Source organism: Pseudomonas sp. LBUM1674 (assembly GCF_059695635.1).
The window spans coordinates 1,535,658-1,556,619 of sequence record NZ_CP166779.1 but is presented as its reverse complement, the minus strand read 5'-3'; the positions used below and the strand labels follow the sequence as shown (position 1 = coordinate 1,556,619).

21 protein-coding genes are annotated in these 20,962 nt (G+C 58.9%); 12 read left to right on the top strand and 9 right to left on the bottom strand.

All coding sequences use genetic code 11. The features are described 5' to 3' along the window. The first annotated feature begins 389 nt into the window (after positions 1-389). Complete coding sequence (locus ACA067_RS07250) at positions 390-1,727, top strand: tyrosine-type recombinase/integrase (protein WP_497461183.1); 1,338 nt, start codon at positions 390-392, stop codon at positions 1,725-1,727. 451 nt (positions 1,728-2,178) lie between these two features. Here ACA067_RS07250 and ACA067_RS07245 read toward each other — a convergent pair whose 3' ends face one another. After that, positions 2,179-2,877: a recombinase family protein gene (locus tag ACA067_RS07245; protein WP_497461182.1), complete on the bottom strand. Its 699-nt coding sequence runs from the start codon at positions 2,875-2,877 to the stop codon at positions 2,179-2,181. Positions 2,878-3,533: 656 nt separating this feature from the next. Between ACA067_RS07245 and ACA067_RS07240 the strand changes: the two genes are divergently transcribed. The 9 genes from ACA067_RS07240 to ACA067_RS07200 all read left to right on the top strand — a co-directional run bounded on the left by ACA067_RS07240 (position 3,534) and on the right by ACA067_RS07200 (position 11,469). Further along, positions 3,534-3,989 (top strand): hypothetical protein, encoded by a 456-nt coding sequence (locus ACA067_RS07240; protein ID WP_497461181.1) that lies wholly within the window; start codon positions 3,534-3,536, stop codon positions 3,987-3,989. Further along, positions 3,986-4,231 carry a hypothetical protein gene (locus ACA067_RS07235; RefSeq protein ID WP_497461180.1) on the top strand — a complete coding sequence of 82 codons (246 nt, stop codon included), beginning with the start codon at positions 3,986-3,988 and terminating at the stop codon, positions 4,229-4,231. The genes ACA067_RS07240 and ACA067_RS07235 overlap by 4 nt, the downstream gene beginning before the upstream one ends. A gap of 32 nt (positions 4,232-4,263) precedes the next feature. After that, positions 4,264-5,268 carry a hypothetical protein gene (locus ACA067_RS07230; RefSeq protein ID WP_497461179.1) on the top strand — a complete coding sequence of 335 codons (1,005 nt, stop codon included), beginning with the start codon at positions 4,264-4,266 and terminating at the stop codon, positions 5,266-5,268. After that, positions 5,268-8,801: a hypothetical protein gene (locus ACA067_RS07225; protein ID WP_497461178.1), complete on the top strand. Its 3,534-nt coding sequence runs from the start codon at positions 5,268-5,270 to the stop codon at positions 8,799-8,801. Before ACA067_RS07230 ends, ACA067_RS07225 begins: the two co-directional genes overlap by 1 nt. Then, a complete protein-coding gene (locus ACA067_RS07220) occupies positions 8,788-9,030 on the top strand; it encodes a hypothetical protein (RefSeq protein WP_497461177.1) in 243 nt (80 codons plus the stop codon). Before ACA067_RS07225 ends, ACA067_RS07220 begins: the two co-directional genes overlap by 14 nt. Further along, positions 9,023-9,565, top strand: a complete 543-nt coding sequence (locus ACA067_RS07215) for a hypothetical protein (RefSeq protein ID WP_497461176.1) — start codon at positions 9,023-9,025, stop codon at positions 9,563-9,565. Before ACA067_RS07220 ends, ACA067_RS07215 begins: the two co-directional genes overlap by 8 nt. Then, complete coding sequence (locus ACA067_RS07210; protein ID WP_497461175.1) at positions 9,562-10,524, top strand: hypothetical protein; 963 nt, start codon at positions 9,562-9,564, stop codon at positions 10,522-10,524. The genes ACA067_RS07215 and ACA067_RS07210 overlap by 4 nt, the downstream gene beginning before the upstream one ends. A gap of 14 nt (positions 10,525-10,538) precedes the next feature. Then, entirely contained in the window at positions 10,539-10,817 is a 279-nt protein-coding gene (locus ACA067_RS07205; RefSeq protein WP_497461174.1) for a hypothetical protein, read from the top strand. Positions 10,818-10,989: 172 nt separating this feature from the next. Continuing rightward, the gene (locus ACA067_RS07200; RefSeq protein WP_497461173.1) at positions 10,990-11,469 is read left to right on the top strand and encodes a hypothetical protein; all 480 of its coding nucleotides are present in this window, start codon (positions 10,990-10,992) and stop codon (positions 11,467-11,469) included. A gap of 44 nt (positions 11,470-11,513) precedes the next feature. Here the strand turns inward: ACA067_RS07200 and ACA067_RS07195 are convergent, their stop codons facing one another. From ACA067_RS07195 to ACA067_RS07170, 6 genes are all read right to left on the bottom strand, one after another. Further along, on the bottom strand, positions 11,514-11,834 hold the full coding sequence (locus tag ACA067_RS07195; protein ID WP_497461172.1) for a hypothetical protein: 321 nt from the start codon (positions 11,832-11,834) through the stop codon (positions 11,514-11,516). Between the two features lie 16 nt (positions 11,835-11,850). Continuing rightward, positions 11,851-12,039 carry a hypothetical protein gene (locus ACA067_RS07190; RefSeq protein WP_497461171.1) on the bottom strand — a complete coding sequence of 63 codons (189 nt, stop codon included), beginning with the start codon at positions 12,037-12,039 and terminating at the stop codon, positions 11,851-11,853. Continuing rightward, a complete protein-coding gene (locus ACA067_RS07185) occupies positions 12,029-12,574 on the bottom strand; it encodes a hypothetical protein (protein ID WP_497461170.1) in 546 nt (181 codons plus the stop codon). Before ACA067_RS07185 ends, ACA067_RS07190 begins: the two co-directional genes overlap by 11 nt. Next, positions 12,567-14,438: a primase-helicase family protein gene (locus tag ACA067_RS07180; RefSeq protein WP_497461169.1), complete on the bottom strand. Its 1,872-nt coding sequence runs from the start codon at positions 14,436-14,438 to the stop codon at positions 12,567-12,569. Before ACA067_RS07180 ends, ACA067_RS07185 begins: the two co-directional genes overlap by 8 nt. A gap of 74 nt (positions 14,439-14,512) precedes the next feature. Next, a complete protein-coding gene (locus tag ACA067_RS07175) occupies positions 14,513-14,788 on the bottom strand; it encodes a hypothetical protein (protein WP_497461168.1) in 276 nt (91 codons plus the stop codon). 20 nt (positions 14,789-14,808) lie between these two features. Beyond that, a complete protein-coding gene (locus ACA067_RS07170; protein WP_497461167.1) occupies positions 14,809-15,093 on the bottom strand; it encodes a helix-turn-helix transcriptional regulator in 285 nt (94 codons plus the stop codon). 192 nt (positions 15,094-15,285) lie between these two features. Here ACA067_RS07170 and ACA067_RS07165 point away from each other — a divergent pair, with 192 nt between their 5' ends. Together ACA067_RS07165 and ACA067_RS07160 are read left to right on the top strand one after the other, a co-directional pair. After that, positions 15,286-15,912, top strand: coding sequence for a response regulator (locus ACA067_RS07165; RefSeq protein ID WP_497461166.1), 627 nt, complete (start codon positions 15,286-15,288; stop codon positions 15,910-15,912). An 8-nt stretch (positions 15,913-15,920) separates the two neighbouring features. Next, positions 15,921-19,568, top strand: coding sequence for a transporter substrate-binding domain-containing protein (locus ACA067_RS07160; RefSeq protein ID WP_497461165.1), 3,648 nt, complete (start codon positions 15,921-15,923; stop codon positions 19,566-19,568). Between the two features lie 10 nt (positions 19,569-19,578). On the opposite strand, the gene ACA067_RS07155 is transcribed toward ACA067_RS07160, so the two are convergent. Both ACA067_RS07155 and ACA067_RS07150 read right to left on the bottom strand, forming a co-directional pair. After that, complete coding sequence (locus tag ACA067_RS07155; RefSeq protein WP_497461164.1) at positions 19,579-20,061, bottom strand: GAF domain-containing protein; 483 nt, start codon at positions 20,059-20,061, stop codon at positions 19,579-19,581. Further along, entirely contained in the window at positions 20,058-20,948 is an 891-nt protein-coding gene (locus ACA067_RS07150) for an ATP-binding protein (protein WP_497461163.1), read from the bottom strand. Before ACA067_RS07150 ends, ACA067_RS07155 begins: the two co-directional genes overlap by 4 nt. Between the last annotated feature and the right edge of the window lie 14 nt (positions 20,949-20,962).

Sequence of the window (20,962 nt, the reverse complement as noted above, 5' to 3'; positions counted from 1 at the left end):
CAATTTGAAACTTCCGAAACAGAAGTTCAAACACCTCGTCTAAACACCCACCACTGTCACCTTCTCCACAAAAAATCCAGTTGATACGTAGTCCTAATCTTTTTCACACGTAGGAATCTTCCTATATTGCTGCAGCAGGTCCGTCAGCTCATGCGTCACCTCAACTATCTGAGCTAAGGTGCGCGCTTTATTCGCGCTCGTATGGGATTTGATTATGAACTCCTGAGACCTAAGCAGTATCAAGGACTTACGACACCAAATGCCCGTAACCACTTGGAATACCTCAGTTTACGACACTCAATATATACCCGTTTAATCATTGCCCACCAGCTTCGCCTAGGGTATTTTTGGTCGCTGGATACCCCTCTTCAGCACACCGGATACCCCTCATGATGAAGAACCCCGACGAGTCGACCAAAGAAAAGGCCTACCATGATCTGATAGTGAAGGGACTGAATAAACCCGGCCGGTATTCTGCGGGCTCAGTGAAAGACCCCGACCGCTACCCTGGATCGGTAAGGGGGCTGTACTTGCAAGTTACCGCCACGGCAAAACTATGGAGATTCAAGTACAAGATTGGCGGCAAGGCGAACATTTATTCTATCGGCAAGTACCCGGAAGTTACCTGTGCCGAAGCCCGTAGAGCAGCAAAGTGGGCACTTGAGCAAGTCGACAATGGCGTCCACCCACTGCAAGCCAAGAAGAACGAACTGCGGGCTAAAGCTGATGCACAGCAGGCCGAAGCCGAAGCACAGAAACAGAAGGAGGCCAATACGTTCAGGAAGGTCGCCGAACGCTGGCTCGAGTTCCGGTCGAACCTGGCACCCAAGACGCTGGCCGGCCATCGTGGCGCCTTAAAGAATCATGTTTTTCTGTTGGTGGGTGATGTGCCGGTCGCCGACATCAAACTCAGCCACATCATCGCAGTGCTGGATCGGCTGGCCACCTCCCCCACCATGGCCAGGCATTCGCTGGACCTGATGAAGATGGTGCTGGACTATGCCGAGCAACGGGGGTTGGTGCCCAGCAATGAAGCCAAAGGGCGCAGCGGGCTGCTGAAAAAGCACAAGACCAAGCATCACGCGGCCCTGATCGACGAAGCCGGATTGACGGAATTTCTGCGACGGCTCGACGCCCTCGAAGACTCCACCGACAGCGTGACCTCGGCGCTGCGCCTGCTGACCCTGTTACCGGTGCGACCCTCCGAACTGGCGGCGATGGAGTGGAAAGACGTATACCTCGACAGCGCTGAATGGCGTTTCACCGTGCCGAAGAAGGAACTACCGCACATCGTCGCGCTGCCCACGCAAGCCGTCGCCCTCCTGCGCGCGCGCCTGGATGAACTGAAGGCAAAGAACACGAAACTGGGTGTGCCCCGGAGAACAGAAGCAAGTCCCACCGGCTGGGTCTTCCCTTCAGCCAACCGCTTCGGACGCCCAATCTCCGGCGACACGATACTGGTTCGAATTATTGAGGCTCTAGGGTACAAGCGCGGAGAGATCACTGCCCACGGCTTCCGCTCCAGCTTCCGAACGATCGGCCATGAAGTGCTGGAGATCGACCCGATTGTCCTCGAACTGTGCCTCGGGCACCGTATGCCGGGGGCAATGGGGGCGACCTACGCTCGAGGATTGCTGCTGAAGCAGCGGCACGCCGCAGCACAAAGGTACGCGAACAAGCTGGACGAACTGAGGGCTTCGGTCGCGGATCTTCGGGGCGTGGAGTGATGGCACTGCGAAACACCTTGTTACACGTAGGGGCCGGGGGTAACTGCAACTCCGTTTTCAGATTCTGGCGGTAAAAACTGAGCTTTTAGCGCGAATCGGCACAGGATTTAGTGTTTTGGAGGGCGCTGTTACAGTAACAGTTACGTGGTTTTTAGCAGACCTAGTAACACTCGGCACCGCTCTAGTCCGGGGCTCAGCACAGGCTTGTTACTATGTTACTATCTTTTTTAATGATTTAGAGAGGGAGAGAGGTAGGGTGTAAATAGTATGACTATATGCCCAGGAATATGGCCTCTGTGCTGTAGCGCAAAAGCGCCCCCGCTGGGCACAATAGGCAAAAGGTAGTAACGCATGTAACAGCGTGCTGTAAGGCCCGTCCTAGAGCCTCCGCCGTTGTTACTAGGGTTTGTTACATGGTTTGAGGCTAAAGACACACGGTGCCATCATTGCCCTACGCAAACGACAACCCTAAAGCGATCATCAGCCGGCGTACCGTTGTCGGATTCCATAGCCCGCCCCGGCTAGTTTTCTGTCCTTTGCTGTTCAGGCAGTCTGCAACCCCTTGCAGCGTACTGGCGCCGTTGTACAGGCACGCTTCGACATGAACCCTGATTGCCCCCCTGTGCTGATCCATCTTCTGCGTCTTGGCTTCTCGCATCGGTGCCGTGGTAGGCATCTTGCGCCCCTTCACCATCGCCGCAGTGCGCCGAGCGATCTTCTCCTGACTTACCACGTCGCCATCGTCTGCGCGCCGCTGTAGCGCGTCCAGTGCGTCTTTGATCCGCTGCCTGATGAATGTCCGCTCTTGTTGCGCGAGTGCCGCGTAGATATGCAGCTGGAAGGCATCAGCCTCCAGCATCGTAGCCACCTTCAGCTGCGCTCGCTTCATGAGTCCCGCTATGTGCTCTACGTCACGCGATACCCTGTCGAGCTTGGCGACCACAAGGGGAAGCCCATGCTCCAGCGCCTTGGCGCACTCAGGGCGTTCTGACGGCGCGACCGATCCACTGACCGTGTCGTGATAGGTGGCAATGATCGTCCACCCTTTCTGCTCCGCCGCCTTGCGAATGTAGTCGAGCTGCGCCTCAAGGCCCAAGCCTGACTTCTCCTGCGCTGCCCTCGATACCCTGGTGTAAGCGACAACGTCCATGGTCTGAGCCCTTGTCTGGTGACTGGAGTCAGTACTATGTCATTGTCTTGCACATTTGTACAACTGAATGACAATGCTCCGACAAAAGGGAATAAGCCCAGGAAAACAGGCCATGCCGCCCAGATCATTGCATCCCACCCGCACACATTCAGATCGTTGATCGTTGATCGTTCGATGTCGAGCGGAGACGGAGACAGAAGGGAGGAGGCAGAAGGCACGGCTGCTGGCTGGAGGCTGCCAGGAAAGGGCCAGGTGGCTGAAAGTCGACCCGTGGGGGTGCCGTACCAGTCCTTTCGATCACGTCACATACGTATAACTAGGGCTGAGATCCCAGCACTATTTTTTAAGATTCCAGACTCTGCCTATTTTCCCAAAAATTTCCCCGCAAATTTTAGCCGCCGCAAGCCTAAGAACATCATGCTAAAGGTTCCGCCCTTAATTAAGCCGCCCGTTAATCTTAACGAAGCTGTCTATTTAAGCACTGTGCTTAGCGCTTATCCGTGGTAACGAAGCCGTCTGATTTATTGCTCTCCCATATCACGTAAGCGTTTAATTGTCCATAGGTAATCATGCCGTTCGTCTGTTTGTTATACCAATTTGGAATAATAGGAGTAATCTGAACGCAACAGAAAACCTGACTGGGGAGGTCGGGGAACATGCAAACCATCATCACCACGCAGCAACTGGCCAGCCTCGCAGGGCTCGACCCCTCCTACTTCACCTTGCACCGCGACGAACTACCGGGGGCCTTCGATGTGCCGTCCGCCAGCCCACAAGGTGGCCGACCTGCCAAGGCCTACAGCCTCGAAGACATCGCCGCATTCATCTTGCGCGAAACCAATTTCCTGACCGAAGCCGAGGTAAGGCTCCGGGTCGCCATGTCCATGTGCACCCGCAAGAGGAAATCACCCATGGCCCGCTTCCTTGATGCCCACAGCCTCATTGAAGTCGATGGCGTCCTCGAGGTTGTCGCCCGCGACCACGGTGCCCTGACGCCTGAACTGCGTGCCAAGGTCGAAGCCCTGATGGCCCGGGAACGCGTCGAGTTACGCGCCCGCCGCGCTGCCAAACGCCAACCCAGCACCACCACTCCGCAGGAGATGCAGCCATGACCGCCAAGATTCTTTTCCTGCCGCCACGTACGCCGATGGCCCGCCTGATCCACGGCGCTGCCGGCAATCAGGATGCCCCTATGTCGTATGGCCTATGCAGTACGCCGTTCGAGCAGCCAGTCAGTCCGCATTACAACACCGTGTGCGATGGCACCTTCGCCAGTGTGCTGGGGCTCGATCACCAGAAACTTGTTGATGACGCCGCGGCTGAAAAAGCCAAGGGTCAACACACCTTGCAGTAATCGCCGGCCACTGTGCCGGGTGGAGAATTGTCATGGCCTTCGCTGACGCCTTCTCGGCGGAATCGGTAAACAAATTGATGAGCGATCCCCGCATGTTGCTGGGCTTGCAGATGATGTCCCAAGGGCGTCAAGGCTCCGGTGCTCAGGCACTCGGTCAGGCCGGCAGCCAGGCTGCACAACTGATGCAGCAACAGCAACATTCGCAGCAGCTTCAGCAATACCGCGAACAGATTGCTGCCCAGGGACAGCAGGCCATGGCCCATCGGCAAGCCCAGGCGCAAGCCAAGACTGAGCAGCAACAACGCCAGGCCCAGGCACTGCAAGACCCGAACCTGCAAAGCCAGCTCGGCCCATTAGCTAAAACGCTTGCCGGGTTGGGTATGCCTTTGGATGACGTGTTGAAGGCTGCCAGTGGCGATAACCTGCAAGCCCACCGTGCTGCTCAACTGGCACAGAATCAAAGCCAGTTCGACATGCGCCAGGCACACGTTGGTGGTGGTGGTGGTGGTGATCGAGGTCCGAAAGCACCGACCCCGCGCCAGCTGATCATCGAACCGCTTGAAAATAATATGCTCCAGAAGCATCTGTACGACGCTGCGTCGGGCAGTTACAAACCTTACGGCCGGGCCTATCCAGCCTTCGCCCCTGGCAAGTCCGGCGCGGTGGAAGAGACTGTCGACCAACTGACCCCAGACGTCGGTGCTGGTCTTGGGCAACTCCCAGGCAATGCGCCGTTGTCGAGCTACACCAAGCAGCCGATGCAGGGTGCCGAGCTCCTACAACACAGCAACGGGGCTAATCCGATGGCACGTCCGCCATCAAACAGCACCGCGGACGGCGTCCTCGCCAGCGTCACGATTCCCGACGGCCAGGCCGTAGCGGACGGTGTCCTCGCCAGTGCAACGCCCAAATACGCCTCGCCGCCGAAGGCTAGCCAGCCGCAATACCCCGGCGCACCAGCCGTTGGCACTGTGCGCAAGGGTTTCAAGTTCCTCGGTGGCAACCCCGCCGATCCTAAGAGCTGGAGCAAAGTCTAATGGCCGGTATGCCGTGGGATGACTTTGCGGCCGATCCGCCGCAGGCCACAGCGGATGATGCCCCACCTTGGGCGGACTACGCGCAGCCACAAACCGCGCCTGCCGGTGGCATAGCCGGTGCACTGGTGGCTGCACAACCGAAAGCCACACCTCCTGTACCGGGACAACCGCAAGGCGTCATTGGCCAGATCGAACACGCCATCGATAACTCTATGCTCGGCGACTTTGGCCGCAGCCTTGCGCGGGGTGGCATCGGTGCTGGCGATTCCGTGATGGGGCTGGCCGGGTTGCTATCCCAGGGCGCGATTCCCAAGGCGATCGGCTACGACACGACTGCCGTAAAGCAGTTCATGGACAGCCGGGACACACCAGCACGGCAAGAATCCCGGCAGGCGCTCGAGCAGGCTCAGGGTGTCGGCGGTACATTGCGGGCGCTGCGCGACAGCCCCGGCAACATCCCGCACTTGATCACCGAGTCGGTGCCAAGCCTATTGCTAGGGGGCGCGGCGGGCCGTGGTATTGCGCTCGGCGTTAAAGGGCTTGGCGCTACACCCGGTATGGCCGGCATCCTTGGCGCGGGGGCTGGGGAAGGGATTGTTCAAAGTGGCGCCGCCGCCGAACAGGCGCGCATGAGCAACCCTGACCAACTGCTGACCGCCAAGCAATCCGGCCTCGCTGTCGCCAGTGGCGCAGCAACAGGACTGTTAGGCGCGGCAGCCGCAAAAATCGGCAGAGCCCTCGGTATCGGCGACGTGGACGCGATGCTCGCCGGCCAGAACGGCAATCAGGTAGCCCGTGGTTTGGTCACTCGAGCGTTGGGTGGTACGACCCTTGAGAGCCTGGAAGAAGCCGGACAGGGAACGTCTGAGACTATTCTTGGGAACCTGGCGCAGGGTAAGAATCCTTTCGATGGCGTCGCCAAAAACGCGACCATGGGCGGTGTGCTCGGCGCGGCCCTTGGCGGAGGAGCAAACCTGCTGAATCGCCCAGGAGTGTCCGCACCACAGCCGGCGCCTGCACTCATGGCCCAACCTGTGCAGCAAGCCCAGGGTCAGCCAGCTTTCATTCCGCAAGCCATGCCAACACCAGGCCCAGCGGCGAGCGCGCCCCAGGCGGCACTACAGGGCTTGCACGCGCAGGTCATGGCCGCTACGCAACCGCAGCAGGCGCCAGCCGTACCAGCGGCAACGCCGTTTGCAGGCTCGAAAGACCTTTCCCCCTTGCTCGACAACCTCGGCCTTCAAGGCGAGCAGCGGACCCGGACGCTTGACCTTCTCCAGCCGGTCGAAGCTGATATCGAGGTCCGTCGTCGCGGTGTCGTGTCAGAGGCTGAGCAAAAGCGCTTGGCTAATCTGATCGGCCTCGACGGTGCCCAGGCGCTGGCCCACGGTCGAAAGCTTGGGCAGACGTTCAATGCCGAAGAGTTCCGCGCCGTCACGTCCGCTGTGCAAACCCAGATGACCAACGTCCTCGAAATGCAACAGCGCATCGCCAGCGGTCAGGCTTCTGACATCGACAGGGCTCAGTTCGTTGACGACCTGACAAACATGCGCCGCACGACAGGCGAATTACTCGGGGCTCGCGCTGAGGCAGCTCGCGCCTTGGCTGCGCAGCGCCGGCAAGTGGCTGACATCAGGCAGGCCCAAGCGATCCTCGAAAGCGTGGGTGGTGTGTCTGGCGCGGATGATTTGGCTACAGCCATTGGTGCAGCGATCCAGTCGGGCGGACTCCAGAACGCGGCGAGGGTTATTCAGAAAGGCAACCACATAACCGACTATATCAAGGCTGGTTGGTTGTCCGACCCTTCTACGCATCTGGCCAACATGACCGGGAACACGGGGATGGTCGGCGTCAACATCATGGATCGCACCAACGCTGCTGTGCTGGCGGGCGCCAAGCGGATGTTCGGCTTGAAAGGTGAGACTACATGGTCAGAGCCGGTGGCCCTTTTGAGTGGTGCCATTCGTGGCCAGGCCAAGGCAGTAGCCGCAACTCAAAAGGCATTCATGGAAGGGGAATCACCACTATTGGGAAGCGGCAAGTTGGAAGCGTCCACCCTGCCACGACGCACCATGCCAGGTCTGAAAGGTACGGCCAAGTTGGCGTTCGATAACACCGCGCTATTGCCGTTCCGCTTCCTCGGTGCTGAAGATGCCTATTTTGCTGTAAGCCAGTATGAGGCCAGTCTGCGCGCCCTAGCGCACCGCGCTGCCTCCGCAGAGAAGAAGGCCGGTGCCCTGCCGCAGGGAGTCAAGCTGAGTCAGCGGATCGAGCAGTTGGTCAGCAGCCCGACACCAACCATGATCGAGCAGTCCGGCGACTTTGCCAGAGAATCAACCTTCAACAAAAAGGCTGGCCCGTTCGCTTCCAAATTGCTTGCAGCCAAGGCTGCTGTGCCATGGCTCAACATCGTCATTCCGTTCGTCCGCACGCCTTTGAACGTATTGGAGCGCGCTTGGAAAGGCTCGCCCCTTGGCCTGACCACGCGGGGCGTGTGGCGTGATATCCGGGCGGGCGGGGCGACCCAGGAAGCTGCCATTAGCAAGATGATGACCGGCACTCAAATCATGATCGGCGCTGGCCTCCTGGCCCAGGCAGGGTATCTGACCGGCAATGGCCCGGACGACGAGCCGACCCGCGCCGCATGGCTCGTGGCGGGAAATCAGCCGTACTCGGTGAAGATCGGAAATACTTGGTATGGGATCAATCGTCTGGACCCTTTCGCGATGTGGGCTGGATCGGTCGCTGATCTGGTCCAGACGGACTGGAAGAACAAAGACGCCGAGCAGCGGGCGCTCAAGTTGGTATCCACGTTCGCGGACAACATCGTTTCGAAAACCTGGATGTCCGGTGTCGAAGGGCTGTCGCAGGCACTGGCGGACCCGGAACGTTACATGCCGAACTACCTGCAACGCACTGGTGCTTCGCTGCTGCAACCCAACGCACTCGCCAGTGGTATCGCCGCACGACAAGACGAATTCGCACGCAAACCTGAATCGCTGCTAGAGGCCATCAAGGTTCGCACTCCAGGGCTTCGGGAATCTGTGCCGGTGCGCCAGGACGCATGGGGCCAGCCGCTGGCCAACAACCGGCAAGGCGACAGCGTGTTCAACGCGTTGGCTCCAATGACCCACGTCGAGGTGAGCGATGACCCCGTAAGGATCGAGGCAGCTCGTATCGGTTGGGTGCCAGGGGGAATGCAAAACCACTTCAGTGTGCCGCCAAGGAAGCGTGGTGTACCGGGCAAGCGCTTCGATCTGACCGACGAACAACTACGCGAGTTGAACGAGCTAGCCGGTGCTCGCATGCACGCAGCTGCCGGGAATCTGATGCGCAGTCGGTACTGGGAGGGCCTCAATGATGACGAACGCGCCGACCATCTGGACAAGATCATGAAGGAAGCGCGGGCCTCGGCCAGGGTGGCATTCGTGCCGTACCTGTCGGCTAACAAGCGCGGGTTGATCGACCTTTACCGCAAGCAAACCAGCGCCTGGAAGCGCACAGACGGGGGTAAGAAAAATGAATACCGATAACCGGGAAGCAGTCGATGCCGCACATGCCGTGACGGTAGCGCAGGCAGCGTTGGGAAAACTGCTCGCCATCGAGAAGATGCTCGACGTTGAGCTGCCAGCCGCACAAGCCGCGTTGGCCAGGGCCGAGAAGCGGTTGCGTGAATTGACTCGCCCCAGCAAGGCATCGATCCGCGGCGCCGAGCTGGAAACCCTCCGCCGTAAACTCAACGAGGTCAAAGAAAATGCTTAATCCCGACTTGTTATACATCCGCGAAGACTGCCGAACCCTGTGCATCGACACCACCCGCGCAACCATCAGCACCGACGGAGACGGCTACCGCGTCACGTTCAGCGGTCCGCTGATTGACCTCGGCACCACCTTGGACGATCCGCCTAAAGAGACGTGGTGCAGCAATGCCGCACAGGCTGAGTATGAAATGCTGACCGGGTGCCGTCGCCTTCAGTTGGCTGAGCGGGTCAAGGTCCGAGCGGGCCGCGTCTATGGCTGGTCTGGCTCGGACATCAACCGCCGACCTTTGACCGTCGAGGAACTGGCCGAATACAAAGCCGGCATCGAGCATGCCGCCACTGTGAAACGTCTTACCCGTGAACTGGCTGCCGTCGTCGGACAGAACGCTGCAACTGCCAAGGCGAACGCCGGTGCAACCGACCTTCAATCCCGCTACGGCCTGGCATCGACCCCAGCCAAACCGACGAAGGCAGTGCCAGTACAAGGCAGTGCCAAACGTGAACGTAATCTATCCCGTTCTGGAGTGAAGTCATGAGCGATCTTAACGAAGACCTTAGCCAATCAGCCGCGGCGTATTTGACCGACTCTGTCGGTGTGCCAGACGCCGTCGATACTGGTGATGAGTTGCCGGAAAGCATGGCCAACGCCGTGGCGGAGTTCGACCAGTACGAGGCCGAAAAGGACATTCCTGTCAGCAACGATGTGGACGATACCCGCGAAGCGGCTGAGCAGCGCGAAGTCGAACAAGAGCAAACCCAGCAACGCGGCAAGAAGGTGCCGCTGGCCGCCCTGCATGAAGAGCGCACCAAGCGCCAGGCGCTCGAGCTGCAACTCGCAGCGTATCAGCAACAAATGCAGCAGTTTCAGGCGGCACAGCAGGAAGCGCAGCGGGCACAGTTGCAGGCACAGCAGGAAGCGGAAATCCCCCCGTTCTCGGAAGACCCTGAGGGCCACGTGGAAGCCGTGAAACGACAGTTCAAGCAGGAACTTGAGGACCTGAAGAACGGCGGTCAGCAACCACAAGTTCAGCAGCTCGAACAGCAGCTGGTGCAGAAAGCCGCTGTGCTTGCCCCCGTGATCACCGACTTGGAGACACGGTTTGAAGCTGCCAACCCGGACTATCGGCAGGCAGCCGATCACGCCATGGCTGTCGTTGAGCAGAACATGCGCGCTCAGCACCCAGGTATCAACGATCAACAGCTCGGAATGTTAAGGACCGCTGCGCTGGTCACACTCGCGGAGCAGTGCCAGGCACAGGGTGTTAACCCAGCCGAGTACCTGTACCAACGTGCGCAGCAACTGGGCTTCAAGGCTGCCAGTCGTGCGCCGCGTCGTGAACCACCCACCAGCTTGTCCAGCCTGGCTGGCTCTGCTCGAGTGCCGGGAGAAGGCGGCAAGGTCGGTCTGTCGGACATTTCCACTATGACTGATGCTGAGTTCGATGAGTATTGGAAGGGGATGTCCCGCGGCGGCTCGTCTGGGCCAGCGTTCTGATGGAGGTGCAGATCATGACAATGCCGGAACGAAAGGTCCGACGCACTAGGGAAGCTCTGACCGAGGAAATGCTTTGCAGACTTCAGCGAGAAATAGAAAGGGCGCCGACCAGCTCGGCTGAAGATCGCCGCCGTGATCGCGCCTTGATCCGTGGTTTCAGGGCTGCGCTCTGGAGCGTGACGGCACCGGCTACGCTTCCCGAGCTCGAGGTGACGTTACGTCTGGAACTGGGTTTGCCGATAGACAGTGTGCCAGCCGGCACATCAACCGAGGTAGAAGACGATGACGATTGATAAACGCGACGGCGTAACGAAAAAACCAATCCCGAGCCAGGAGCCGTGGTTCTCGCGGACGAAGTCAGATCTGCCGGGGAAGGACGTGCAGCCCAGTCAGCGGAAGGCACCGAAGCAACCGCTCGACGAGAAATGACAACCTGTGCCACGGACGGCGCAACATTGAGGTGACATGATGGACATGACAACATTGATGAGCATGTTTGGCGGTGGTGGGGGCGGCATGCAGATGCCAGCGGCTCAGCTCGGCGCCGCGCAAATGGGTGGCCCACAGGCTGCCGGTCCTGGGTTCGGCATGGGCCAGCAGCTGATGCAGGGCCAGATGGGTGCTTCGCAGATGGCCGCGCCGCAAACCCTGATGGGTCAGTTGCAGAACTTCCAGATGACCCCGGAGATGATCCAGAAGCTCGGTCCTATGGGTGCTGCGATGATGCAGGGCCAACAAGGTCAGCAACCGCCTATGCCGCCACAGATGCAGATGCCTGGCATGATGGCGCGCGGGCAGGGCGGCCCTGGCCAGACCCAAGCCCAGCGTGGCTACTTGGCACAGGGTGGCGGTATCGCCCCGCGTAACATCGTCGCACCGCAGCAGGGTTACGCGGCACCGGGGGGCGGGCTCGCGATGCAGAGAATAATCGGCGGTTTGTTTTGACCGGTGTGCAGGAAAGACTAAGGGCGCCAGGGAAGCGCCCTTTTTCATGCCCGGTGATTTTTCAGGTGGTTTTGGTGGTCGCGGACCATACCCGCAAACAGGCTCTTGTAGAGGCCAAGGCAGAACGCCGTAAGCACCGTGCCTGCGCCCATGATCGCCCAGTGAAAGGCATTGGACGCGTGGACGTCGAACGCCGACATGATCAGCGCGTACACGGGCATCCAGGCCAGCGCCCCGACTATCGCCGTAGCGACGATCGGTATGCCGTATTTGCTTTGCGTGACGTACCGATCCCACAGGACGCCAATAGGCCATGCGACCGCACCTAGCACAGCCAGACCGAGTATTACCCATACGATGTTCATGATGCGTCCTCATCGTTCATCGCGCTTCCTCCCTGCACAGTTCGCGCAGCTGCTCCAGTTTTTCGACCCAGGCCAGGCAGCTGTCAGGCTCTGGCGGGGCTGTCATGTGCACGTCGCGCCGTTTGCTGGTCCCGTAGGTGAAAAGCGTCAGCCCATCCATGCGGTGCACGGCACGCAGCGGCGGTTTAAGTGATTCACTGTTCATCATCCACCTCCTCACCGTCCAGATCGTTTTCCAGCCCATCAAGGAACGATTGCAGGCTGTTCTCGTCGGTGCCACTGCCACCAATGTCGCGTTCGATCCGGGGTGTCGACGCTATGTTGTGGTTCAAGACTGCCGCCGCCGAAGCTGCCGTCGAAATGGCCGCCAGCATTTCCAGGAATTCTTGCGCACCGCTGTTGCCTTTCTTCTTGGCGTCCGCGTTTTCGTCCTCCTGTTCCTTCGGCCGACCAACGCCACGGTTGAGCACATCGTTGCATAGGTCACGTCGCAGGCGGGGGTCTGTAGCCGGGTTGATCGCGTCGTCGATCTGTCGCTGGAGCAAGATCTTGGACCACTCGAGGCTCAGCATCTGGACTTCGTGCTGGATCTTGCGCTTGGCGGCGAGCTGTCGGGCGCGTTCGTCGCTGGGCTTGGGTGCGAGTTCTTTTTCCAACCGCCGCCCGCGCAACGTGCCGCATAGGTTCAGGGAGAACGGGATCGGCAGAGGTGCGGTCGCGGTGCCAGATAGGCTAGTCATGGTCGGACTCCTTTGGCTGCGGTTGCTGGACGGCGAACATTGGCGCGCCGGTTTTCAGGTGCTCGCCGCGTTGTTCCGGCGTGGAAACCTCCCACTTCGCCGCGTTGCGAATGACGTAGTAACGTCTCAACTTAGCCTCCTTACCGATTAAGATCCGCCGAAATAAAGGTTCGCCGTATACGTCCTTGAGCACCGCGCCGAGTGTGGATTCGTTGGCTGGCCTCGTCAGGACTCGGTCGCTGTTGTTCAGTCCATTGCAGGCGTTGGCGACGATGATGATGTCCTTGTCGAACGGTGCCTCGCCCGCCTCGATCATGTCCATCACGACACCGTGTAGCTCGCCCTTGGCGGACTTCTGCATGGCCTTCACGGCGGCGGTCTGCGGTACAGGTGCGTAGGGGTCCCAGTCAGCCGGGAACCGCCAAGTGTCCAAGATCTGTGCCAGCGCCGGTGCACCAGGGCCATCTATCCAATCGACCAGCTCCTTGTAGTAGGCGTCCGGCTGACGCTCAGCCAGACATTGCAGTACCAGAACCCGACCATCCTTCTCCGCCAGCGGCAGCGCGTCCGCATGGTTGGTGGTGACCACGTAATGCGTGATGTTCTTGATTTCTTTCGACTTGTCGCCCTTGCCCTCGAACTGCATGTCCTCTTCAGAAACCATGCTCTTGAAATTCTCGTATCCATCGACCTTATCGGACCGGGCCAACTCGTTGATGAAGAAGAGTCGCTTGTGCTTTATGGCGTCGTCGAATCTCCCCTGCAATGACTTGCCTGTCGCCCCCGACACCAGCGGTTTGCCGAATACCTTCGTCAGCAGCCGTTGCATAAGGTTCTTGCCGATGCGGGTGTTCTTCGAGTACATCAGGATCGCGGTCGGGATCTTGATCTCTGGCGTCTGATACAACTGTGCCAGCCAGCACAGGAAGTAAGTCACACCGACGACGTCACCACCGGACAGGTACATCAGGTGATTGACCAGAATCGTAATGTCGTCTGCCGTAGCGGCAGGATTACGCTCGGCCATCGTTTCCTTGAGCTGGTGCCAGCGGTTGAGCACCTCGGGGTTATCGTCAGCCTCGTTCTTACTTGTCGGCTCCATCACGATACGGCGAACTCTGCGGCGCAGGTCGTTTTTCCAACTCCACCAGACTTCGCCAGCGGAAACGCGCTTTGGCTCCACCGGGTTACCGTCCTTGTCAGGCGGCTGGAGGACAAGGACGTCGTGATAATGCCGATCGCTGTACTGGATAAACGCGTCCCTGCACATCTCATCACCGCTTTCGATGCGATAGGCGACTAGGGATTTGCCCGTCAACATCACGAAGTCCTCGCTGATGTACCGCAGGACCTCGAAGGATTCGGGGTCGAACTTCAAGCCGCCAGTTGGGGCTCCTTGGCCGTTTGTGCTGGCTTTCTCCCGTTTCGGCTCGGCCTGCGGCGTGGCTTCGGCCTTGGCTTCTGTCTGGATAACCAAAGCTTCGGGCTTCGTGTCTTCGGCCTTGACCTCGTCCAGATAGGCAGGCCGCTCCGTCGTCACGGGGATGGCGGACGCCGCTGTCTGGATGTCGTTGGCAGCGGGCGTCGCCGCCAGGGTGGCCGATACCGTACCTGATAGCGACTGTTCACCCAGTGCCTGCGCTGTATCATCAAAGATCCTGACGCCTTGTTCGGTGTCGTTTACAGATGCTGGCACAGGTTGTGACTTCGCTGCCGCAATGGCAGCCTTCTTGGCTTTCTGGCGGGCTTTCGCCTCAGCTTTCTCAGCTTCCCGCCGCGCCGTGCTTTCTACCAATCCGGCGTGGGCATCTATCATTGCCGGCTGCTTTACAGACGCGGAAATGTTACTATGTATCTTACTCATTCTGGATCTCCCCCAAGGAGGTCGCTCAGCCCGGATCGAATGTTGGTAGCGTTCACCGGGCTTTTCTTTGTCTGCTAATAAGCGGGTGGAATGGCGCCGCTGATGGCCTCGGCATGGGAGGCTCTATAGTGCTCGACGGCGGCCAGGTATCGTGCCTCAACCCGCCTAAATGCGACCGTCGCGTGATCGATGGCCGCGATGCGATACGCGGGTGATACGTAGTCTGTGGCGAAGGCTGTCCTGAGTGTGGCTATGTAGTCTGCGGCGAGCGCCGCATAGGCGGCGAGCGCTACTTCGACGGCGGCCTCTGCGTCTTTCAGGATGAGGGCTTCATAGCTGCGTCTGTCCATGGTCAATCACCTCAATGTGGTTACGCGGGTTGACTGGCACCGTCGAAAGCAGCCAGCGGGCTGGCCGAACGTGGAGCTGCCGCACGGGCAAGAATCCACGCGTCTACCTCAGACTTGAGCCACGCCACCCTCCCCGACCGTCCTGATGTGCGCATTACGCCGATCTGGACCGGTGCCGGAAACCACCCCGCGGCCACCCAGTTATCGAGCGTGTTTCGGCTCACCCCAAACGCCCGCATCAAATCATCCGGGTGCAGAAAGGAATCGACTGTTTTGGCTATTTCACGGGCTCTGGCTTTGCTCATTTCAGTATCCTCAACACGGGGCGGAACAAGGTGTTGAGGCCCATGATAGTGAGAAATTCGGGAGGTAAAGAAGGGAAATGAAATTATTTTCGGGATATTGAGGTAAGGGGTATATCAAGGGGTATCCGGCACAGCTGCTGTGTGCACAATCGCTCTACTACGGCCATCTTACCGCTTTCTACTGATTTGATTATGAACTCCGTTTTAATCGTCGACGATCACCCTGTCATCCGTCTTGCCGTCCGAATGCTGCTCGAACATGAAGGTTACAACGTCATCGGCGAAACAGATAATGGGGTCGATGCCATGCAGATGGTTCGCGAATACATGCCTGACCTGGTCATTCTCGATATCCGTATTCCCAAACTGGACGGACTGGAAATTCTCGCTCGTTTCAACCAAATGTGTACGCCGATAAAAACACTGGTACTCACGGCCCAAAGTCCGAAACTTTTTGGTATTCGCTGCATGCATTCCGGCGCTTCCGGATATGTGTGCAAACAGGAAGAGCTCAGTGAACTGGTCAGCGCCATCAAAGCGGTATTCTCAGGTTACAACTATTATCCGAGTCAGGCCCTGAGTCCTGTTCGTGTCGATGATGTGCACTATGCCGACCTGGAGTTGTTCAAGGCAGTCAACGATCGCGAACTGATGGTATTGCAACTTTTTGCCCAAGGCCGCACCAACAAGGAAATTGCCAAAGGTATGTTTCTGAGCAACAAGACGGTCAGCACCTATAAAAAACGACTCATGCAAAAACTCAAGGCCAAATCCCTGGTTGAACTCATCGAGATGGCAAAACGTAACGCGTTAGTATGAGAAGCAGGATGCCCAGCCGCATAAAGGACTATCTGATACTCATGGCCGTTGGTTTAAGCCTGAGCACCTCGGTGCCCGCTGCACAGACCTCCAGCAAAAGTCTCACCCTGCTCAGTCGTTCATCGGCCGCACACCTGGACCTGCAACTGGATCAATCCCAACGACAATGGATCAAGAACAAGGGTGAACTGATTCTCGGCACTTCGGGCCCGGATTATCCGCCCTTCGATCTGACCATCAGCGGTCACGAGTATGAAGGTTACACCGCCGACTATGCCGGCATCCTGGGCAAGTCCACCGGTTTGGCCATCAAGGTCCAGCGCTTCGAGTCCCGGGGGGCGGCGATCGAGGCACTCGAAAACGGCGAGGTCGACCTGCTCGGCACCGCCAATGGGTTCGAAGCTCACAATGCCTTGGACATCGTGCTGTCCGGCCCCTACGCCGTGGATCAACCGGTGCTGGTGACCCGAGAAGACGAAAGCAGGTCCCTGAGCGATGGTCTCGCCGGCCTGCGGCTGAGCATGGTGTATCACTATTTGCCACTGGAGGACGTCAGGGCCATCTATCCCAAGGCGATCATCACGTCCTATCCGTCCTACCAGAATGCGATCAATGCCGTGGCTTTCGACCAGGCTGACGTCTTCCTCGGCGATACGATTTCAACCCACTACACGATCAACAAGGGCTACCTGAACAACATCCGCATGGCCAATTTCGGCAAACACGAAGCCCAGGGTTTCAGCTTTGCCGTGAACAGGAACAACCCCGAACTGCTCGGGATTATCAATGCGATGCTCATGGCTGTCCCCACCAGCGAGCGGGAAAGCATTGCCAAGCGCTGGAGCGCTGGCAGCGACATTCTGCTCACCGATCAAAAACTGCAGCTCAGTGACAACGAAGAACGCTGGCTGGCGCAACACCCGGTAGTGCGTGTGGTGGTCAATGAAGCTTTTGCGCCGCTGACGTTTTTCGACAACGACGGCAACTTTCGAGGCATTACCGCAGACCTGCTCGAACTGATCAGGCTGCGTACGGGTTTGCGCTTCGACATCCGGCGCAGCCGCAGCGATGGCGAGATGATCGAGCAGGTCAACAACCAACAAGCCGACCTGATCGCCGCCCTGCTCCCCAGCGCCCAACGTGAAGCAAGCCTGAGCTTCACCCGTCCCTACTTGCAAAACTCCTTAATCCTGCTGACCCGCAAATCCGCCGGTAGCCCGACAAGCCTTGATCAATTTCAGAACAAACGCCTGGCCATCGCTCAGGGCAATCCAATGGTGGATGACTTGCGCCGCGAGTTCCCGCAGATCAAGCTGATTGAAACCCCGGACACCTTCAGCGCCGCGCAATTGCTGGCCGAAGGCAAGGCACAGGGTGCGGTGAGCTCACTGGTGGTTGCCAACTACTTCCTGTCATCGCGGATTTTCGAGCACACACTGCGAATCAGCAGCACCCTCGGAACCCGGCAGGCCGCATTTTCCCTGGCTACCGGCCGGGACGCCCGAGAGCTGAACGCCATCCTCGACAAGGCGCTGCTGAGCATCACGCCGGAAGAACTGGGCATCATCAACGGTCGCTGGCGTGGCTATTCGGCAATATCGCAAAATCCCTGGCGCGACTATCACCGGGTGTTTTATCAGATCGTCATCGGTGCCGGCGTGCTGCTGCTGATTTCCGTTGCCTGGAATGCGTACATGCGTCGACAGATAAAGCAGCGTCAGGCGGCCGAGCGTGCGTTGAACGATCAATTCGAATTCATGCGATCGCTGGTCAACGGGACACCGCATCCCATCTATGTGCGCGATCGTCAAGGGCTGCTGCAAAGCTGCAACGACAGTTACCTGGAAGCCTTCAGCGCGAAACGTGAAGAGGTCATCGGCAAAAGCGTCATGCAGGGCACCCTGAGCAACGCCTTCGAAGCGCGGGAATATCAAGCCGATTACCAGCGCGTCGTGGCCGAGGGCATACCGCTGATTCTCGACCGGCCGCTGCACATCGGTGGCCGCAGGCTGACGATCTACCACTGGATTATCCCCTACCGCGATTCAAGCGGTGAAGTGCGAGGCATCATTGGCGGCTGGATCGACATCAGCGAGCGGCGGCAACTGTTCGATGAGCTGCGCTGTGCGAAAGAACGGGCCGATGAGGCCAACCGGGCCAAAAGTACGTTTCTGGCGACCATGAGCCATGAGATTCGCACGCCGATGAACGCGGTCATCGGCATGCTTGAACTGACGCTCAAGCGTATCGATCACCAGCACCCGGACCGTCCGGCGATCGAGGTGGCGTACCACTCGGCAAAAGACCTGCTCGAACTGATCGGAGACATTCTCGATATCGCGCGGATCGAGTCCGGGCGTCTGAGCCTGAGCCCGGAGCGCGTCAATCCGCGTGAGATTGTGACATCGGTGATACGGATTTTCGATGGACTGGCGCGTCAGAAAAATCTTGAACTGCTGTTGGAATTTCACCCTGCCAATCCGCGGGTCGATGTCATATTGGACCCGTTGCGCTTCAAACAAGTGTTGTCCAACCTGGTCAGCAACGCCATCAAGTTCACAGAGCTTGGTCAGGTCAGGATCAGCGTGGACCTGCAACCCACCGACGAGCCCGAGCGCGTCCGGATGTTGGTGCACGTTCAGGACAGTGGCATCGGCATCAGCGAACAGGATCGGCAACGGTTGTTCGAACCCTTCGCTCAAGCCGATCACTGTGAACAGTCAAGCAGAGGTGGCGCAGGGCTGGGCCTGGTGATCAGTCGCAGTCTGTGCGAGATGATGGGCGGCAGCCTGCAATTGAGCAGCCAGCCGGGTGTCGGTACTCTGGTCCAGGTTGCGCTGTGCCTGGCAACACTGCCATGCGAACAGCTCCCTGAGGCTGTTGAAGCGCCCATCCATTCCACAAGATCCCCCCTGAACGTTCTGGTGGTCGACGATCACCCGGCCAATCGCTTGCTCATGTGTCAGCAGCTTGAGTTTCTGGGGCATCGATTCAGTGTCGCAGCGGATGGCGAAGCAGGTTTCGAGGCGTGGCAAGCACAGACGTTCGACCTGGTGATTGTCGATTGCAACATGCCGATCATGAATGGCTACGAATTGGCCCGGGCCATTCGCCGACTGGAACAACAAACGCAACGCCCACCCTGCACCGTTCTGGGGTTCACCGCCAACGCACAGCCGGAAGAAATACAGCGCTGCAAACAAGCCGGCATGGACAACTGCCTGTTCAAGCCCCTGACACTGACAGCGTTGAGCCAATGGGTTGAAGGCATCGAGCCCACCGTCCGCGATCCGGCCTTCAGCCTGAAAGGGTTGCACCAGTTGACGGGAGGCAACCCGGTTCTGAAACAGCGACTGTTGACCGAACTGTTCAACTGCAACCAGCAGGACCGACAAGCGCTGCTGGCGTTGTCCGGGTCCGGGAACCGGCAGTCATTTCTCGATATTGCCCACAAAATCAAGGGCGCTGCCCGAATTGTCCAGGCCACCCGCTTGATCGACAGCTGCGAGGCGCTGGAGAACGCCTGCCATGAAGTGTTCCATCGCGCCCAAGTCACCAAATGCAGCAAAGCCGTAGAGAGCGCCATGCTCGAATTGGAGCAGGCGCTGCAACAGCAACTTCGACAAGACGGCAACAGCACGATGAAAGAGGCTTAACCCTGCATGATCAGCAGTCAGTCAGGCGCAGGAAAATCTGCGCCAGTTGTTCGATACCGGCTTGATCGTCAGCGGTAAACCGCGCGAGCTTCGGGCTGTCTAGGTCCAACACGCCGATCAATCGGCCGTTTTTGACCAGCGGCACGACCAGCTCGCTATTGGACGCGCTGTCGCAGGCGATATGCCCCGGGAACGCGTGCACGTCGTCGACCAACTGGGTTTGCAAGGTCGCCGCCGCAGCTCCGCACACACCGCGACCGAAGGCAATTCGCACGCAGGCGATCTGCCCCTGAAACGGACCCAGCACCAGCTCTTCATGTCGATTGAGGTAGAAACCGGCCCAGTTCAAATCATCGAGCTGGTTGTACAGGAACGCCGAAAACTGCGCGGCGTTGGCAATGAAATCCCGTTCATCCGCCAGCAATGACTCCAGCTGCGCCCACAGCATGCCGTAGCCTTCGAGGCCCTGGCCGCTCTTTTGCAAATCGATCATGCCTTGTGCTCCAACAGCTTGAGCCCGACCCAATAGCGGGCAAATTGATAAGCGCATCGTCCGTTGCGATTGCCCCGCCCCGTGGCCCAACGCACGGCAAGGATGTCCAGTGCTGCATCACGCTGCCACTTGAGGCCGGCCTTGTCGGCCAGTTGACCGATCCAGTGCTCGACGACGTTGAGAAAGTGTTCCTGGGTAAACGGATAGAACGACAGCCACAGGCCAAAACGGTCCGACAGGGCAATCTTGTCTTCCACCGCCTCGCTGGGATGGAGTTCACCGTCGACCCTTTTCCAGTTTTCGTTATCGCTCTCCTTTTCCGGCACCAGGTGCCGACGATTGGAGGTCGCGTAGAGCAACACGTTATCCGGCGCCTGTTCGAGAGAACCGTCGAGTACGCTCTTGAGCACGCGGTAGTCGCCTTCGCCCGACTCGAAGGACAGGTCATCGCAGAACAGCACGAAGCGCTGGGGCAATTTGCCAATCTGTTCGACTACGCGTGGCAAGTCCGCCAGGTGATCGCGTTCGATCTCGATCAGCCGCAACCCCGCCTGGGCGTGTTCGGCCAGCAAGGCGCGCACCAGGGACGATTTGCCGGTGCCGCGCGAGCCCCAGAGCAAGGCGTGGTTGGCCGGCATGCCGTCGAGGAACTGTTGGGTATTGCGCCCCAATTGCTCCACTTGCCGATCGACGCCGATCAGGTCGGACAAACGCATGTCGAGGCTGACTTGCAGCGGCAACAGAAAACCGCTGCGCCCTTCGCGTTGCCAGCGTGCAGCCAGGCTGTGGGGCCAGTCGATGGCTTGCCGGGGGGCGGGCAGCAGCGGTTCGATACGGGCCAGAACGGCATCGGCGCGTTCAAGAAAAGCATTCAATCGGGAATCCACGTCTTCTCCTCGGG

Bases quoted from the DNA above. Each gene is read 5' to 3' on its own strand.
- ACA067_RS07250 (WP_497461183.1), top strand. From the start codon at position 390: ATGATGAAGAACCCCGACGAGTCGACCAAAGAAAAGGCCTACCATGAT.
- ACA067_RS07245 (WP_497461182.1), bottom strand. From the start codon at position 2,877: ATGGACGTTGTCGCTTACACCAGGGTATCGAGGGCAGCGCAGGAGAAG.
- ACA067_RS07240 (WP_497461181.1), top strand. From the start codon at position 3,534: ATGCAAACCATCATCACCACGCAGCAACTGGCCAGCCTCGCAGGGCTC.
- ACA067_RS07235 (WP_497461180.1), top strand. From the start codon at position 3,986: ATGACCGCCAAGATTCTTTTCCTGCCGCCACGTACGCCGATGGCCCGC.
- ACA067_RS07230 (WP_497461179.1), top strand. From the start codon at position 4,264: ATGGCCTTCGCTGACGCCTTCTCGGCGGAATCGGTAAACAAATTGATG.
- ACA067_RS07225 (WP_497461178.1), top strand. From the start codon at position 5,268: ATGGCCGGTATGCCGTGGGATGACTTTGCGGCCGATCCGCCGCAGGCC.
- ACA067_RS07220 (WP_497461177.1), top strand. From the start codon at position 8,788: ATGAATACCGATAACCGGGAAGCAGTCGATGCCGCACATGCCGTGACG.
- ACA067_RS07215 (WP_497461176.1), top strand. From the start codon at position 9,023: ATGCTTAATCCCGACTTGTTATACATCCGCGAAGACTGCCGAACCCTG.
- ACA067_RS07210 (WP_497461175.1), top strand. From the start codon at position 9,562: ATGAGCGATCTTAACGAAGACCTTAGCCAATCAGCCGCGGCGTATTTG.
- ACA067_RS07205 (WP_497461174.1), top strand. From the start codon at position 10,539: ATGACAATGCCGGAACGAAAGGTCCGACGCACTAGGGAAGCTCTGACC.
- ACA067_RS07200 (WP_497461173.1), top strand. From the start codon at position 10,990: ATGATGGACATGACAACATTGATGAGCATGTTTGGCGGTGGTGGGGGC.
- ACA067_RS07195 (WP_497461172.1), bottom strand. From the start codon at position 11,834: ATGAACATCGTATGGGTAATACTCGGTCTGGCTGTGCTAGGTGCGGTC.
- ACA067_RS07190 (WP_497461171.1), bottom strand. From the start codon at position 12,039: ATGAACAGTGAATCACTTAAACCGCCGCTGCGTGCCGTGCACCGCATG.
- ACA067_RS07185 (WP_497461170.1), bottom strand. From the start codon at position 12,574: ATGACTAGCCTATCTGGCACCGCGACCGCACCTCTGCCGATCCCGTTC.
- ACA067_RS07180 (WP_497461169.1), bottom strand. From the start codon at position 14,438: ATGAGTAAGATACATAGTAACATTTCCGCGTCTGTAAAGCAGCCGGCA.
- ACA067_RS07175 (WP_497461168.1), bottom strand. From the start codon at position 14,788: ATGGACAGACGCAGCTATGAAGCCCTCATCCTGAAAGACGCAGAGGCC.
- ACA067_RS07170 (WP_497461167.1), bottom strand. From the start codon at position 15,093: ATGAGCAAAGCCAGAGCCCGTGAAATAGCCAAAACAGTCGATTCCTTT.
- ACA067_RS07165 (WP_497461166.1), top strand. From the start codon at position 15,286: ATGAACTCCGTTTTAATCGTCGACGATCACCCTGTCATCCGTCTTGCC.
- ACA067_RS07160 (WP_497461165.1), top strand. From the start codon at position 15,921: ATGCCCAGCCGCATAAAGGACTATCTGATACTCATGGCCGTTGGTTTA.
- ACA067_RS07155 (WP_497461164.1), bottom strand. From the start codon at position 20,061: ATGATCGATTTGCAAAAGAGCGGCCAGGGCCTCGAAGGCTACGGCATG.